18 protein-coding genes are annotated in these 16,331 nt (G+C 41.5%); 17 read left to right on the plus strand and 1 reads right to left on the minus strand.

Annotated elements, in window-relative coordinates; all coding sequences use genetic code 11:
• Nucleotides 1-227: 227 nt before the first annotated feature.
• Nucleotides 228-1,892 (plus strand): glycoside hydrolase family 13 protein, encoded by a 1,665-nt coding sequence (locus ACQKFO_RS01075; RefSeq protein ID WP_427596499.1) that lies wholly within the window; start codon nucleotides 228-230, stop codon nucleotides 1,890-1,892.
• Between the two features lie 164 nt (nucleotides 1,893-2,056).
• Nucleotides 2,057-2,728, plus strand: a complete 672-nt coding sequence (gene deoC, locus ACQKFO_RS01080) for a deoxyribose-phosphate aldolase (RefSeq protein WP_427596500.1) — start codon at nucleotides 2,057-2,059, stop codon at nucleotides 2,726-2,728.
• Between the two features lie 35 nt (nucleotides 2,729-2,763).
• On the opposite strand, the gene ACQKFO_RS01085 is transcribed toward deoC, so the two are convergent.
• Nucleotides 2,764-3,696, minus strand: coding sequence for a Na/Pi symporter (locus ACQKFO_RS01085; protein WP_427596501.1), 933 nt, complete (start codon nucleotides 3,694-3,696; stop codon nucleotides 2,764-2,766).
• A 335-nt stretch (nucleotides 3,697-4,031) separates the two neighbouring features.
• On the opposite strand from ACQKFO_RS01085, the gene rpsU reads away from it, so the two are divergent.
• The 15 genes from rpsU to recO all read left to right on the plus strand — a co-directional run bounded on the left by rpsU (nucleotide 4,032) and on the right by recO (nucleotide 16,156).
• Nucleotides 4,032-4,205 carry a 30S ribosomal protein S21 gene (gene rpsU, locus ACQKFO_RS01090; protein WP_032087602.1) on the plus strand — a complete coding sequence of 58 codons (174 nt, stop codon included), beginning with the start codon at nucleotides 4,032-4,034 and terminating at the stop codon, nucleotides 4,203-4,205.
• Nucleotides 4,206-4,219: 14 nt separating this feature from the next.
• Nucleotides 4,220-4,666 (plus strand): GatB/YqeY domain-containing protein, encoded by a 447-nt coding sequence (locus tag ACQKFO_RS01095; RefSeq protein WP_148995755.1) that lies wholly within the window; start codon nucleotides 4,220-4,222, stop codon nucleotides 4,664-4,666.
• A 316-nt stretch (nucleotides 4,667-4,982) separates the two neighbouring features.
• Nucleotides 4,983-6,293, plus strand: a complete 1,311-nt coding sequence (locus ACQKFO_RS01100; protein WP_427596502.1) for an NfeD family protein — start codon at nucleotides 4,983-4,985, stop codon at nucleotides 6,291-6,293.
• Nucleotides 6,294-6,319: 26 nt separating this feature from the next.
• Entirely contained in the window at nucleotides 6,320-7,321 is a 1,002-nt protein-coding gene (floA, locus tag ACQKFO_RS01105) for a flotillin-like protein FloA (protein WP_148995875.1), read from the plus strand.
• Between the two features lie 29 nt (nucleotides 7,322-7,350).
• The gene (locus ACQKFO_RS01110) at nucleotides 7,351-7,815 is read left to right on the plus strand and encodes a hypothetical protein (RefSeq protein ID WP_427596503.1); all 465 of its coding nucleotides are present in this window, start codon (nucleotides 7,351-7,353) and stop codon (nucleotides 7,813-7,815) included.
• Nucleotides 7,816-7,872: 57 nt separating this feature from the next.
• The gene (gene yqfC / locus ACQKFO_RS01115; protein ID WP_148969724.1) at nucleotides 7,873-8,157 is read left to right on the plus strand and encodes a sporulation protein YqfC; all 285 of its coding nucleotides are present in this window, start codon (nucleotides 7,873-7,875) and stop codon (nucleotides 8,155-8,157) included.
• Nucleotides 8,158-8,168: 11 nt separating this feature from the next.
• Nucleotides 8,169-9,356: a sporulation protein YqfD gene (gene yqfD, locus ACQKFO_RS01120; protein WP_427596504.1), complete on the plus strand. Its 1,188-nt coding sequence runs from the start codon at nucleotides 8,169-8,171 to the stop codon at nucleotides 9,354-9,356.
• Between the two features lie 3 nt (nucleotides 9,357-9,359).
• Nucleotides 9,360-10,319: a PhoH family protein gene (locus ACQKFO_RS01125; protein ID WP_427596505.1), complete on the plus strand. Its 960-nt coding sequence runs from the start codon at nucleotides 9,360-9,362 to the stop codon at nucleotides 10,317-10,319.
• Between the two features lie 211 nt (nucleotides 10,320-10,530).
• Nucleotides 10,531-12,696: an HD family phosphohydrolase gene (locus ACQKFO_RS01130; protein ID WP_427596506.1), complete on the plus strand. Its 2,166-nt coding sequence runs from the start codon at nucleotides 10,531-10,533 to the stop codon at nucleotides 12,694-12,696.
• On the plus strand, nucleotides 12,693-13,166 hold the full coding sequence (gene ybeY / locus ACQKFO_RS01135; RefSeq protein WP_427596507.1) for an rRNA maturation RNase YbeY: 474 nt from the start codon (nucleotides 12,693-12,695) through the stop codon (nucleotides 13,164-13,166). Before ACQKFO_RS01130 ends, ybeY begins: the two co-directional genes overlap by 4 nt.
• Nucleotides 13,141-13,539 (plus strand): diacylglycerol kinase, encoded by a 399-nt coding sequence (locus tag ACQKFO_RS01140; protein WP_427596508.1) that lies wholly within the window; start codon nucleotides 13,141-13,143, stop codon nucleotides 13,537-13,539. The genes ybeY and ACQKFO_RS01140 overlap by 26 nt, the downstream gene beginning before the upstream one ends.
• A gap of 251 nt (nucleotides 13,540-13,790) precedes the next feature.
• The gene (locus ACQKFO_RS01145) at nucleotides 13,791-14,189 is read left to right on the plus strand and encodes a cytidine deaminase (RefSeq protein ID WP_034757514.1); all 399 of its coding nucleotides are present in this window, start codon (nucleotides 13,791-13,793) and stop codon (nucleotides 14,187-14,189) included.
• Entirely contained in the window at nucleotides 14,182-15,102 is a 921-nt protein-coding gene (era, locus tag ACQKFO_RS01150) for a GTPase Era (protein ID WP_148969717.1), read from the plus strand. Before ACQKFO_RS01145 ends, era begins: the two co-directional genes overlap by 8 nt.
• A gap of 112 nt (nucleotides 15,103-15,214) precedes the next feature.
• Complete coding sequence (locus ACQKFO_RS01155; protein WP_341356603.1) at nucleotides 15,215-15,358, plus strand: YqzL family protein; 144 nt, start codon at nucleotides 15,215-15,217, stop codon at nucleotides 15,356-15,358.
• Between the two features lie 45 nt (nucleotides 15,359-15,403).
• Nucleotides 15,404-16,156, plus strand: a complete 753-nt coding sequence (recO, locus tag ACQKFO_RS01160; RefSeq protein ID WP_427596509.1) for a DNA repair protein RecO — start codon at nucleotides 15,404-15,406, stop codon at nucleotides 16,154-16,156.
• Nucleotides 16,157-16,331 lie beyond the last annotated feature (175 nt).

Genomic DNA, 16,331 nt, shown 5'->3' on the forward strand with positions numbered 1-16,331 from the left:
GGCACCTGACGATGGTTGGGTGCTTTTTGTTTTTGCACAATAATACTTTGAAACCACTTTCTTTTTTTGCATAGAATCAATTTATCTATTGATAAGTGAAGAAGAAGGTTGTAAACTATTAATGTCAATATAATAAATGAAACAGGTCTTTTTTTTAAACTAATAGTGCAAACGATTGCATTAAATGTAAGCGTTTGTATCTTACTATACTTTGATGAGGTGTTATGATGAAAAAGGCATGGCGTAAAGAAGCGGTAGGCTATCAAATCTATCCAAGGAGTTTTCAGGATTCAAACGGCGACGGAATTGGTGATTTGCAGGGCGTGATTCAACGGTTGGATTATATTAAAGAATTAGGTATCGATGTGATTTGGATTTGTCCAATGTATAAATCACCTAATGATGATAATGGATATGATATTTCTGATTATCAGGACATTATGGAAGACTTCGGTACGATGGAGGACTTCGATCAATTACTTAATGAGGTTCACAAGAGAGATATGAAACTGATCATTGACCTAGTACTTAATCATACAAGTGATGAGCACCCTTGGTTCGTTGAGTCTAAGAGCTCTAAAGAAAATCCAAAGCGTGACTGGTATATTTGGAGAGATGGCGTAAAAGGCAAGGAGCCAAATAACTGGGAAAGCATCTTTGGAGGATCGGCATGGGAGTATGACGATGAAACAGATCAATATTTCCTTCACGTATTCTCTACGAAGCAGCCGGATTTGAACTGGGAAAATGAAGAAGTCCGCGACGCTCTTTATGACACAGTCAATTGGTGGCTTGATAAAGGGATTGATGGGTTCAGAATCGATGCCATCAGCCATATTAAGAAACGTCCAGGACTTCCTGATATGCCAAATCCGAAAAAGGAAAAGTATGTTTCTTCTTTCGATATGCATATGAATCAAAAAGGGATTCATACGTTTTTGCAAGAATTCAAGGATCGGACGTATGCAAACTATGATGTCATGTCCGTTGGGGAAGCGAATGGTGTAAAAGCCGATGAAGCGGAACTGTGGGTCGGAAAAGAATATGGTAAGATGGATATGATTTTCCAATTCGAACATCTTGGTCTCTGGGACGCAGAAACCAACCCTGACCTTGATATTGTCGAATTGAAAAAGGTGCTGACCCGCTGGCAGAAAGGCCTTGAAGGTAACGGGTGGAATGCTCTATTCATCGAAAATCATGATAAAGCAAGAGTTGTTTCCACTTGGGGGAATGATGAAGAATATTGGAGAGAAAGTGCCACTGCCATGGCGACCATGTACTTCTTGATGCAGGGGACTCCGTTTATTTATCAAGGTCAGGAAATCGGTATGACAAATGTCCAATTCCCATCCATTGAAGATTATGATGATGTAGCGGTCAAGAATCTATATCGTCTGAAACGTGAAGAAGGAGTACCTCACCAGGATATCATGGACATCATATGGGCTTCTTCCCGAGACAACAGCAGAACACCGATGCAATGGACTGATGAGGTAAACAGTGGATTCACAAACGGCAAGCCTTGGATGAAAGTGAACCCAAACTATAAAACAATTAATGTAAAAGCTCAGGAAAAGGATGAAGACTCCATTCTGAACTTCTATAAAAAAATGATTCAGCTAAAGAAAAAAGAAGATGTCTTCACGTACGGGATCTATGACCTGCTTCTTGAAAAAGACAAGCAAATCTATGCATATACCCGCACAGGAGAAGATCGATCCATGATCGTAATCACAAACCTTTCCACTGATGATGCCGTTTGTGACCTTGGTGAATTGGAAGTCTCCTCTTCTAATCTTCTGTTGAATAACTATGATGTAGACAGACATGAAATTGTAAGCAAAATAACTCTTAAGCCATACGAGGCGAGAGTGTACTGTTTAAAATGATAAATGCACAACCCTGGCAAAGATTGCCGGGGTTGTTTTTATTTTCTTATTAAAAATGAAAAGGTTTTCTTTTTTTGGAGATGCTAATAAGAAATGCTCGTCTTTTTCTCTTTGTTTTGTTATGATAAGAGAGGTACGGACAACTGTTAAAGGAGAGATAATGAATGACTACGAACGTTGCAAGTATGATTGATCATACTTTACTTAAACCTGAATCAACGAAAGACCAAGTAGAAGTACTTTGCCAGGAAGCGAAAGAATTTAAGTTTGCTTCTGTATGCGTTAACCCGACATGGGTAAAATATTCAAGCGAATTATTAAGCGGCACTGAAGTGAAAGTGTGTACGGTTATCGGGTTCCCGCTGGGAGCTTCTACGCCTGAAACGAAAGCATTCGAAACAAAGGATGCAATCGAAAAAGGTGCTACAGAAGTTGATATGGTAATCAATATCGGCGCTTTGAAAAGTGGCGATCATGAGTTGGTTAAACGCGACATTGAAGCTGTTGTGGCAGCATCTAAAGGTAAGGCACTTTCAAAAGTGATCATTGAAACGTGTCTGCTGACGGATGAAGAAAAAGTGAAAGCTTGCCAATTATCTGTAGAAGCTGGAGCAGACTATGTGAAAACATCTACTGGATTCTCTACTGGTGGAGCGACAGTGGAAGATATCGCTCTTATGAGAAAAACAGTCGGACCTGATATCGGTGTGAAAGCTTCAGGAGGCGTTCGTTCTTCTGAAGATGCTCAAGCAATGATTGACGCTGGAGCTACTCGCCTGGGAGCAAGCTCAGGTGTAAAAATCGTACAAGGCTTGACAAGCGACTCTGACTATTAATAAGAAAAAAGCTGAACGGGGATCTCAATCCTTGTTCAGCTTTTTTTTGGCTGATGAATTCTTTCGATGAATCGGGCGAATTGATTCGCAAATGGCAACACTAGGATCGAGCATAAAATGTTAAATAGTACACTGGCATGTGCCAATTGTAAATCGGGTGAGCCTGCTAAAGATCGAACAACCGATCCGAGTAGTGGAATGAAGGGGATGAAAAGAGCGACCCCAATAACGTTAAGCCATATATGAGCGTACGCCGTCAGTTTCGCTTGAATTCCTCCACCGATGCTTGCGATAAAGGCTGTAATACACGTCCCGACGTTTGCGCCGAGCATAATGGCGATTCCTGCATGCAGGTCGATGGAACCTGCTGCCAGAAATCCCATCGTAACCCCTGTCACAACGGTGCTGGATTGGATGATCGCCGTTAATACACAACCAACAAGTAGGGCGAGTACAACATGCTCGTTCACTTCAATGATATACGTGCGTAAGGATTCGTGAGTCGTTAATGGAGTAGCTAACCACTGAATCGCGCGGATCGACGTAAAGATTAATCCAAACCCGATGAATATCATCCCCGCACTTCGGATGGAAGGTGAGCGGAAGAAGTAAAGAATACACCCGATAATCATGGAGGGGACGATAAGATAATTCATATCCAGTGTGAACATTTCAAGGGTGAACGTTGTCCCGATATTCGATCCAAGCATGATCCCGATAGTCTGTCTGAATGGTATCAAGCCTGAAGAGGCCAGTCCCACCGTGAGGACCATAACGGCAGAACTGCTATGGATAAACGCTGTCACTACCGTCCCGGTAAGAACACCCTTAGCGGGAGTGCTCGTTAAATAATGAAGCCATTTCTTAATTTTCTGATTGGCAATATTAAAGAGCCCTGACCGAAGCCAAGTCATCCCCAGCAAAAAACATAAGATAAAAAAAATAAAGGCAACTCCATGTAAAATCATGATATTCCTCCCACACACCAGCCTGCTTTATACAAATGTATGGAAGAAAAGAGAGAGACATGCCTATTTATGTGACCTGTTTTATGATAAATTGTTGACCTATTACATATCATATATTATAATGGCAAAGTACATGGATTTCTTTATATTAATAAAGAATTCATCCAAGAAAGACATACACTTTCTGTCCCCTTGTGACAATGATCCAAGGGCAAAGCCATAACCTATTGGTGAAGTAAAGGACGCGGGAATATTTTGCGTCTTAAGAAATTGGTACAAACCATTTCTTGACTTGAACATGTAAGTGTAGTGTGTTCGGAGGGAGGGAAAGAGAGATGTCAAAAACAGTTGTTCGTAAAAACGAATCGCTTGAAGATGCTCTTCGTCGCTTCAAACGCTCAGTTTCTAAAACAGGAACTTTACAAGAGTTTAGAAAGCGCGAATTTTATGAAAAGCCAAGCGTAAAACGCAAAAAGAAATCAGAAGCTGCAAGAAAGCGTAAGTTCTAAGAGAGGGTGTAAGCATGAGTCTTCTCAATCGTTTAAATGATGATATGAAACAAGCGATGAAAAATAAAGAAAAAGAGAAGCTTTCTGTGATTCGCATGCTTAAAGCCTCACTTCAAAATGAAGCGATTAAACATGGGAAACAGGAACTCTCTGAAGACGAAGAGTTGACTGTCCTTTCTCGAGAAGTGAAGCAACGGAAAGACTCCCTCCAGGAATTTCAAAACGCTGGTCGCGAAGACCTCGTTGAAAAAATTCAAACAGAACTGACTTACGTCGAAATATATATGCCGAAGCAGCTTTCAGAAGAAGAGGTCTCTGCTATTGTCCAACAGACAGTAGCGGAGGTAGGCGCTACTTCTAAAGCCGACATGGGCAAAGTGATGGGAGCAATCATGCCTAAATTAAAAGGGAAAGCCGATGGAGCTCTCGTCAACAAACTTGTTCTTCAACATTTATCATAAGATTAAAGAGACCGGAAAGCCATAATGCTTTCCGGTTTTTTTATTCGCGTTAAAGAGGGCGGCAGTGCCATAAGCGGGGAGGATTGGTAATAAATTTGGGAAAGCTAAAAATAAGGTTTGAAGGTTGAAAATAAGCTTGAGCAAGTTGATAATAAAAAGTAAAGTATCTTAATAACCAAGATCAGCCCATCAAGTTTTTTGCAATATTAATAAATTCCACGCCAACAACATAATATTCTTAAAAAAGTTGAAACTTTTTTAAAGGTCAATCGTACATAGAGTATCAAGGAATATTACCTGAAACGAGGGGGTTGCGTTGAAAAAAGGTCTACTTATATTTTTCATGATGATTCTTGGGTTCAGTTTTCTACAGCCCTTGTTAAGCTCTGCTGAGAATACAAAAAAAGTATATGTTATTCCTATTCACAAAGAAGTTGAAAAAGGCCTTCATGCATTTCTGGAGAGAGCGATAAGGGATGCAGAGGAAAACAATGCTGAACTGATTGTTTTTGATATCGATACGCCTGGAGGTCTGGTCACTGCAGCTGGTGATATTGGTCAGCTTCTAGACGGCGTAGAAACAAAGACGGTTGCCTTCGTGAATAATCATGCTTTATCGGCGGGTGCCTTCATCTCCCTTCATGCAGATGAAATCTATATGGTTCCAAATGGTCAAATCGGGTCTGCGGCCGTGATCGATCAAGCTGGAAATGCCGCTGATAAGAAAGCTCAGAGTTACTGGCTTTCTGCCATGAAGAGTGCCGCTGAATCAAATGGGAGAGATCCTCAAGTTGCATTAGCTATGGCGGATGAATCGGTAGTCATCGAAGAATTGGGGATTGAAAAAGGAGAATTATTAACCCTCGGTTCAAAAGAAGCCAAGCAAGTCGGGTACTCTGAAGGAACCGTTGCGAATCTGGATGAGTTATACGAATCACTTGGTGTCGATAAATCTTCTGTGGTAAATGTTGAAGAGACCTTTGCGGAGAAGCTGGCACGATTTATAACCAACCCGGTCGTGGTACCCATTCTTCTTTCGTTGGCAAGCCTTGGGTTGATTGTCGAATTGTATTCACCAGGCTTTGGCATTGCCGGTTCTATCGGGTTGATTTCACTTGTATTATTCTTTTATGGACACTTAGTGGCGGGACTTGCCGGTTACGAAACGATAATCCTCTTTATCATTGGGGTCGCTCTGGTCGTTGCGGAATTTTTCATCCCGGGGGGCATAGCAGGCGGACTTGGCATCGGGGCAATACTCGCAAGTATTATGTTGGCAGGGGGCGATGTAGTGCAAATGGGAATTTCTCTTCTTATCGCTTTACTTATTGCCGTTGCTACAATGATTATATTTGTAAAGGTGTTTGGTAAAAAAATGAAATTTTTCAACAAAATCATTTTAAAAGATTCAACAAGCACAGAAAGTGGATATGTATCAAACATCAATCGATTAGAGTTGATCGGTAAAGAAGGAGTAACGAAAACTCCTCTAAGACCTTCCGGTACCGTGATCGTGGATGATGAAAGAATTGATGCAGTGACAGAGGGCGGCTTTATTAAAGCTGGCGAAAGAGTTAAGATTGTGAAAGTAGAAGGCTCACGGATTGTTGTAAGAGACATTTCATAATTACTTAGGAGGAAAAGAATATGGTTATAGGACCAAGTACGATTTTATTGCTCGTTGCCATTGTGGTGGGAGTGATTGTATTAGCAGTTTTATTTACATTTGTACCAGTCATGCTGTGGATTTCAGCGATTGCAGCAGGAGTAAGAATCAGTATTTTCACACTTGTGGGAATGAGGTTGAGACGTGTTATCCCGAGTCGTGTGATCAATCCATTGATTAAAGCCCATAAAGCAGGAATCACGGTAACGATCAATCAGCTTGAGAGTCACTATTTAGCTGGTGGTAACGTAGACAGAGTGGTGAATGCATTGATTGCAGCTCATCGTGCAAATATTGAATTGACCTTTGAGCGTGCTGCGGCGATTGACCTTGCAGGTCGTGACGTACTTGAAGCGGTTCAAATGAGTGTTAACCCTAAAGTGATCGAAACACCATTCATTGCCGGTGTCGCAATGGATGGAATTGAAGTGAAAGCGAAAGCGCGTATTACAGTCCGTGCGAATATCGACCGCCTTGTCGGGGGTGCCGGGGAAGAGACGATCGTTGCCCGTGTAGGGGAAGGGATTGTATCTACAATAGGTTCATCCGACAACCACAAGAAGGTATTGGAAAATCCGGATCTGATTTCTCAAACGGTCCTATCAAAAGGCCTGGATGCAGGTACGGCATTTGAAATTCTCTCGATTGATATTGCGGACGTTGATATCGGCAAGAATATCGGAGCAGAACTGCAAACAGAACAAGCGGAAGCTGATAAGAACATTGCTCAAGCGAAAGCGGAAGAAAGAAGAGCAATGGCCGTTGCCAATGAGCAGGAAATGAAAGCAAGAGTAGAAGAGATGAGAGCGAAGGTTGTGGAAGCAGAAGCAGAAGTACCTCTTGCCATGGCTGAAGCGCTCAGGTCAGGTAATATCGGTGTAATGGACTATATGAACATAAAGAATATCGACGCCGATACGGAAATGAGAGACTCGATTGGCAAACTAACCGGGGATAAAAATGATCCGAAAAATTCTAAAGATAAGTAATATCCCCTTGTGAGAAAGGAGTTTTCTCCATGGAACCTTTAATCATTGCCATACTGATCGGGCTTATCACGTCGATTTTCAATAAAGTGAAAGAGTCGCCTTCAGATAAACCGGTAAGGCAAAAACCGATTCAAACGGCATCTGCCCCTCCATCCGAACCTCATGCAAGAGAGAGAGAAAGGGAGAGAGATAGACCGGCACGGAGCAGAGTGCCGAGAGAATACAAAGAACCATTGAAAGACGCAGCCTCTTCCATTCAAAGTCGATTTGAAGAAAAGAGGAAGGAAGCAGAAACAACTTATGCGGATTTGCAAAAGAAGGAAGAGCGTTATTCCCGCAGGCTGGAAGCTCATCAAACCCAGGCAAAGAAGATACGGGAGAAAAGTTCAACTCTCAATATTGATTTCAACAAGGAAGATGATATCGTAAAAGGATTCATTTTTTCTGAGGTATTCGGACCTCCGAGATCAAAAAAACGCCATCATCAAAAATAAGAGTGATGAAACCCCTTTTCATTTCATAAATATGAGATGAAAGGGGGTTCTTTTTTTATGGCAAAAAGCTTTTTACAACACATGCGTAAATGGATGACCCAGAAAATGGATTTACCTGAAGATGTCATGATGGACCTTCCTCGCGTCACAATGATTGGACAAATTCATATTTATATAGAAAACCATCGTGGTCTGTTAACGTTCACAGATCGAGAGGTACGACTTCTGCTAAAACAAGGTCAACTTTTAATAAAAGGTGAACAATTTGTCATCAAGATGATTCTTCCGGAAGAAATTCTTCTTCAGGGGAAGATCGTAGAAGTGATCTATTTAGAACAATAGGAGGGACGGATTTGAAGAATCAATGGTTCACCTTTCTAAGGGGAAAGGTATTTGTGAAAATGGAAGGCAGACTAGTCGAGAGGGTCATCAATCAATTGCTTCGGGCGGGTATCACGATTTGGAATGTGAAGAGAGCTGGAACAGAAACCATCACCTTTTACTTATCCTTAGAGGATGTACATAACTTCAGAAGAGCTGTTCGAACATCCGAGTGTAAAGTGACATTTCTAAGAGGTCAGGGAGTTCCATTTTTGTTCAAGCGCTCCCTGAAGAACTCAGGGTTCATGATTGGTGGACTTGCTTTCTTCATCATCGTGTTCCTGCTCTCCAATATGGTGTGGGGCATTCAAATTAAGGGGGCGTCACCGCAAACGGAGCACAGTATAAGAAAAGAGCTGGAAGAAATGGGAGTATCAAAAGGGAAACTGCAATTCTCACTCCCGGATGTAGAAAATATTCAAAGAGAGCTATCCTACAGGATGAACAATATTACATGGGTAGGGGTGGAATTGCAAGGGACAACCTTTCACTTCCAAGTGGTTGAGAAGAACGCCCCTGAGCCTTCTGAATCCTCCGGTCTGCAGCATATTGTAGCGAAGAAGAAAGCGATCATCACTCAGATGTTCGTAGAAGAAGGAGATCCCCAGGTGAACGTCAATGATTATGTGAATAAAGGTCAGCTCCTTGTATCCGGTTTGATCGGGAATGAAAAAGATCCTAAAGGTGTCCCGGCCAAGGCGAAAATCCTGGGGGAAACTTGGTATAAATCTAACGTTGATCTACCGTTGAAATCCCAGTTTTTGGTTTTTAGCGGCAATGAAAAAAGAAAGCATTATGTCGGGGTCGGCTCTTTCGATATTCCGATTTGGGGATTCGGGAAAGTTGAGTATAAAGAGTCCATCGTGGAAGAGAACAAAAAAAACCTTCGTTTCTTGAAATGGGAGCTGCCAATATATTATATTGATAAAAGCTTTAAAGAAAAAGAGGATGTGGAAAGAACTTATACGAAATCAGAAGCCATCGATGCCGCGAAGAAGCTGGCCAAGAGTAATTTGGAATCCACTCTCCCGGAGGATGCAGAAGTCATAGGTGAAAAAATTTTGCAAGAAAAGGTTGAGAATGGTAAAGTTAGGGTAACAATTCACTTCAAAGTATTAGAAAATATTGCAGTAGGACAACCAATTATTCAAGGAGACTAACGAATGTCAGATGAAATCTTAATGAAATTACAACTTGAAAACCCTAATGAAGCCATCGCTTTGTTTGGTGTTTCAGATTCTCACCTTAAATTAATAGAACAGGAACTACACGTTTCGATCGTAACAAGAGGCGAAGAATTGCTGGTTTCAGGTAAGGAAGAAGATGTAAGTCTCGCCCTTGATGTTTCAGATCGACTCGTAGCTGTAATACGTAAAGGGATCAATATTGGCCAAAGAGATGTCCATTATGCACTGGAAATGGGCAAACAAGGGACACTTGAATACTTTACAGACTTGTACAATGAAGAAATCACGAAAAATGCAAAAGGTAAATCCATCAGGGTGAAAACCCTTGGACAGCGCCAATACATTCAGGCTATCAAAAAACACGATATGGTGTTTGGGATTGGTCCGGCAGGTACGGGGAAAACCTATCTTGCTGTGGTGATGGCGGTACATGCATTGAAAAACGGGCAGGTAAAGAAGATTATTCTCACAAGGCCTGCTGTTGAAGCGGGAGAGAGTCTTGGCTTCCTTCCGGGTGACCTGAAAGAAAAAGTGGACCCTTATCTACGTCCCTTATATGACGCTCTGCATGATGTGTTGGGGGCTGAGCATACAGCTCGGTTGATAGAAAGAGGAACCATTGAAATTGCCCCTCTTGCTTATATGAGAGGTCGTACACTGGATGATGCGTTTGTCATCCTCGATGAGGCACAAAACACAACGAAAGCACAGATGAAAATGTTTCTAACCAGACTTGGCTTCGATTCTAAGATGATTATTACAGGGGACCGCTCTCAAGTGGACTTACCGAGGGGAAGCGAGTCAGGACTGATTTCTTCTGAAAAAATATTGAAAAATGTAAAAGGCGTATCCTTTATTTATCTTGATCAAGCAGATGTGGTACGTCACCCGTTAGTCGCTAAAATAATCAATGCCTATGAAACAATTGAAAAGTAAAACGATAAAGAGATTGATCCAATGTGTTCATGCCACCTGTTCATTCAGGCGGCGCATGCAGGGGTCAATCTTTTTTTATAGGGTTAACATGGATAATTAAGTGAAAAACTGTTATCATTTTACATAATTGCTAGATTGTTTTTCTCATGCTTTCTGTGAGCTCTATACCTTGCACTGGTTGAAATTGTACTTACATAACAGGGGGTTCTTTATGCAAACGCACCCATTCTTACTCAAAATAAGGAGCTTTCTTAGCTACCGACTCTTTACTAATCTCTTATTTGTGTTACTTGGCATTATTGTTTTCGGGGTTTTATTTGGTAATGTAAAACCGAAAACCCTGGATATCAATTTGTACGAAGAAGCTCCTACTACGATAAGGGCTCCTAAGAAGTTCGTCGACGATGAGGCCACCGAGAAGAAGAAGGAAGAAGCGAAGGCTGAGGTAGCAAATGTCTATACCACGAAAGAAGGAGCTGTCGACAACTCCATATCCCTCCTTCGCTCTCTGATTGAAAGTGTAAACGAAGTGAAGAAAGAATCTTCAGCACAGGCAGGTGAAGAAGATGATCTAAAGCCTTCACCAATTTCCGATATTAATGATCAGCTGAAACTCCTGAAAGCAAAATTGCCTAAGGATAAAAATAATAATATAACCAACAGTTTAAGTGATGATGTGTTAAAGATACTCCTGGTGGCTACAGAAGATGACCTGTCGCGCCTAGAGACCATCGTATCCACACAGATGAAAATCATCATGGAAAACGGGGTGAAAGAGGAAGAACTAAACGAAGCAAAATTGAACTTAGAACAGCGGATCACCAATTATTCCTTCGAAGGTGATTTATCCACTGCAGCCGTTAAATTGGGGAAAGTCGCTTTGGAGCCGACACTTTACTATGATGCTGAAAAAACGGATGAGTTGAAGAAACTTGCCGAGGCAAATGTACAGAAGGTCGAAATTATCGAAGGTGGCGTCATCGTGCAAGATGGCGAACTGATCACCACTAAAAAATACAGTATCCTGAAGTCGTTGGGTATGGTGGAAAATACGTTTTCCTTCCGGCCATACATCGGATTGGCGCTCTTTGTACTTGTCGTGATCAGTTCACTGTATTATTTCTTCTACACGTTGGAAGTAACCGAGGAACGTAAACAAAATTATTTAATCCTCACGAGCATCGTGTTTGTGATATCACTCTTAATCATGAAGATTGTGGGACTCATAGAGCAGCTGGAAATCAATGATATAGCCTTCATATTCCCTGCAGCGTTCACAGGGATGATACTTAGGATCCTCCTGAATGAACGGATCGCCATGATGATGGTGTTTATCCTTTCAGCGTGCTCGAGTATCGTATTCCATCAGCAGTTCTCAGGATCAATCGATATTGAAATTGCTATATATACATTATTCAGTGGCGTATCCGGGATTCTTTTCCTAGTGAGCCGAAATCAGCGCTCCAATATATTAAGGGCGGGGATTTACGTAGCTCTTGTGAATATTTTGATCCTCGGTTTCTTGATTCTATTAAGCGGAACCTCTTATTCGAACAGTGAATATGTGTATTATCTCGTGTTTGCCCTGGTATCAGGAATCAGTTCCTCTATATTAACAATCGGTTTTCTGCCGTTTTTCGAGGCCGGGTTTGGCATACTTTCTTCCATGAGGCTGGTGGAGCTTTCAAGCCCTACACAACCATTATTGAAGAAGCTGCTGACCGATGCACCTGGTACATATCATCACAGTGTCATGGTAGCGAATCTTGCAGAATCTGCATGTGAATCCATTGGTGCAAACGGACTATTAGCGAGAGTCGGGTGCTACTATCATGATGTCGGAAAGTCAAAAAGGCCACACTTTTTTATAGAAAACCAGCTTAATATGGAAAATCCACATGATCGGGTCTCGCCTGAGACGAGCAGGGATGTTATTATAAGTCATGCTTCAGATGGTGCCGACATGCTGCGGAAGCATAAGCTGCCAAAGGAAATCGTCGATATTGCCGAGCAGCATCATGGGACAACCTTGTTGAAATTCTTTTATTATAAGGCTAAGGAACAAGGGAAAGATGTTAAGGAAGAAGATTATCGATATCCCGGTCCTAAACCACAAACAAGGGAAGCGGCCATTATCAGCATTGCGGATAGTGTAGAAGCGGCTGTCAGATCTAAAAAATCTCCCACGCAGGGAGAGATTCAACAGCTTGTTCATTCCATAGTACAAGACCGCCTGCAGGACGGTCAGTTCAACGAATGCGATATTTCATTAAAGCAATTAGAAACAGTTAAGAAGTCTCTTTGTGAGACACTGAATGGAATTTTTCATCCGAGAATAGAATATCCGGAACTTAAAGCAAAAGGAGAAAAAGCATGACATTATTGATCGACTTTATTGATGAAACTGAAAAATTATCCGAAGAGGAAACAAGTCTGGTGCAAAACATCTTGAACTTTGCAGCAAAAAAAGAAGAGGTCGAAGCTGACAGCGAAGTGTCGGTTACGTTTGTGACGAACGAAAGGATTCAGGAAATTAACCGTGAATACCGCCATAAGGACCAGCCGACGGATGTCATTTCCTTTGCTCTTGAAGAACTGGGAGAGGACGAAGTCGAAATAGTAGGTGGTCAAATTCCCCGGGTTCTCGGTGATATCATCATATCCATCGACCGAGCCAAGGAGCAGGCTGAAGAATACAATCATTCATTTTCCCGTGAACTTGGTTTTTTAGCTCTGCATGGATTCCTGCATTTATTAGGCTATGATCATATGGATGAAATGGATGAAAAGAAAATGTTCCAGAGACAAAAGGATATTCTAGATGAGTATGGACTCAAAAGGGACTAAGTTCGGCCTATTCAGGTTCTTGAAGTCTTTTGGATACGCGGCAGATGGGATTAAATCTGTATGGTCCACGGAGCAGAATTTCAGGATTCACTCGTGTGTAGGGATAATTGTTTTTATCTTAGGGTATCTGCTTTCCGTATCTGCCATGGAATGGATCATCCTGATCATATTGGTGTTTTCCGTACTGGCACTTGAAACCATGAATACGGCTATCGAAAAGGCAGTGGACCTCTCAATTTCAGACTACCATCCCTTGGCGAAAGCGGCAAAGGACCTTGCTTCGGCGGCTGTCTTACTCTTTGCCGTGTGTACAGCGATTGTGGGTGCCATTATATTCATCCCAAAGCTGCTTGAACTTATCACTGCTCTTTAATGAGATGCAGAGAAGATGCGAATACCTTAAAAACAAAGGCTGCGGGAGAGAAATTGAACGATTTCTTTCCCGCAGCCTTTAATTCATTTGAAAACGTTCTTATACTTGTATAGAATAAGTGGAGCAAAGGACAAAATCGATAAATAATTTGAATTATCTAACTATTTCATTACAAAATGATAACAGCCCATTTTCTTTTATGAAAATTGTAGTAAAATGAATTTGTAAGGGTTAAAAGGAGAGTTAAACTAATGAATGCAGAACAATTGATACAAGAAGCTAAACTAGCGAGAGAAAAAGCATACGTACCCTATAGTAAATTTAAGGTGGGAGCGGCCCTTCTGTCTAAGGATGGTAAAGTATATCACGGTTGTAATATCGAGAATGCAGCCTACAGTATGTGTAATTGTGCTGAAAGGACAGCTCTATTCAAAGCTTACTCAGAAGGCGATACAGACTATTCAATGATTGCGGTTGTAGCAGACACGGCAAGACCGGTGCCGCCATGTGGAGCCTGTCGTCAGGTCATTTCAGAGTTATGTCCGAAAGAGATGAAAGTCGTACTGACAAACCTTAAAGGCGATGTGGAAGAACTAACCGTTGCAGAACTATTACCAGGAGCTTTTTCACCGGAGGATTTAAATGAGTAATATAGGCAGTAATACAGAATACAAATCAGGCTTTATCTCCATCATCGGACGGCCGAACGTAGGGAAGTCCACTTTCCTGAACCGTGTAATCGGTCAAAAGATTGCGATTATGAGTGATAAGCCTCAAACAACAAGAAACAAGGTTCAGGGAGTGTTCACCACAGATGATGCACAAATGATATTCATCGATACTCCAGGGATACACAAACCGAAACATAAACTGGGAGACTTCATGATGAAGATTGCTCAGAACACTTTAAAAGAAGTGGACGTCATTTTGTTTATGGTCAACGTAGAAGAAGGTTTGGGAAAAGGAGATCACTTCATCATCGAGAAGTTAAAAGGGGTCAAAACACCTGTTTTCCTTATTCTTAATAAGATTGATCAAATTCATCCTGATGCGTTATTGCCGATGATTCAACAATATAATGACCTGTTTCCTTTTGCGGCGACTGTTCCGATTTCAGCACTTGAAGGAAATAATGTGGATAACCTTCTGCAATTATTAAAGGATCAACTGCCAGAAGGACCTCAATTTTATCCTGCTGATCAGATTACAGACCATCCTGAACGTTTTATCGTTTCAGAACTCATACGTGAGAAGGTCCTGCACCTGACAAGGGAAGAGATTCCCCACAGCATTGCAGTCGTGATCGATAAAATGGAGCGAAAGCAAGAGAAGGACCTTATTGACGTGATCGCAACCATTATTGTGGAGAGAGACTCGCAAAAAGGGATTGTCATCGGAAAACAGGGGTCGATGCTAAAGGAAGTAGGAAAGCGCTCCCGTGTTGACATTGAGAACCTGTTGGGATCAAAGGTTTATCTTGAACTATGGGTGAAGGTACAGAAGGATTGGAGAAACCGATCTTCTACCCTGCGTGACTTTGGATTCAGCGACGACGAATATTGATAGCCGAATTAACAATATTTAGGCCGCATCTTTTAGAGAGAAAATGCTCATTCTAATCACAAGAAAGCTTATGAAGTCTTGCTAGTTTAAATCCAGAAAGGTGGGTTTTTTTATGTTAGACTTAACATGGAAATTTTTTTCGCAGACAGGAAGTATAGACACCTATTTACTTTTTAAGGAGCTTGAAAAGGAGACGGTAGAGGATCCTTACAGCTTTGAAGAAGAAACAGCGGAAGTTGATTTTCCTTTAACGTGATAAGCTTGTCATCACCCTGATGGATTGATGTCGGGAGGTGGCTATATGCTGCAGAAGTGTGAAGGAATCGTTATCAGAACGAATCATTACGGTGAGTCGAACAAGATTGTTACCATATACACACGAGAATTCGGAAAGATAGGATTGATGGCTAGAGGGGCAAAGAAACCTAATAGCCGTCTATCCGCCATTTCACAATTGTTTACATATGGTTATTTCCTTTTTATTAAAGGAAGTGGGCTAGGTACACTCCAACAGGGAGAGATGGTTGAATCCTTAAGGCATGTGAGGGAAGATTTGTTTAAGACGGCTTATGCCACTTACATCGTCGATCTTCTAGACAAAGCGACGGAGGACCGGAAACCGAACCCATTCCTATTTGAATTGCTTTACAAGACCATTCACTATTTAAATGAAGACTATGATCCCGAAATTCTTATGCACATATTTGAAATGAAGATGCTCCCTGTATTAGGGCTGTATCCTCATTTGAATGGATGTAGTGTATGCGGGGAAGCGGATGGTGAATTTGCTTTCTCATTTAAAGAAAATGGATTCATCTGTCATCGTTGTTTAAGTGAAGATCCTCATCATTTTCCGATCTCACAGGGCACAGTGAAGCTTCTGAGGGTATTTTACTATTTCGATATCAATCGATTGGGAAATATATCGGTGAAAGATGAAACAAAGAGTCAATTGAAGCGGGTAATCAGGACTTATTACGATGAAAATTCGGGTCTGACATTAAAATCCAGAAGGTTCTTAGACCAAATGGATAACCTGAAGGACTTATTCTAGCTTATAATGCTGCTTGTGATTACATAGAAAGGGCCCATTCACCATGGTGAATGGGCCTGTTTTTTTATGGGGTTTTGTTTCCGCTTTAGGTGTCTGCTAGCTCCGGGGCTTAGAGGCTCGAGGTCATAAGTCAAACATACCAAAAAGGCAAAGAACGCCTTTCCGGTATGTTCGT

The organism is Rossellomorea sp. NPDC071047 (assembly GCF_050270195.1).
GTDB lineage: Bacteria > Bacillota > Bacilli > Bacillales > Bacillaceae_B > Rossellomorea.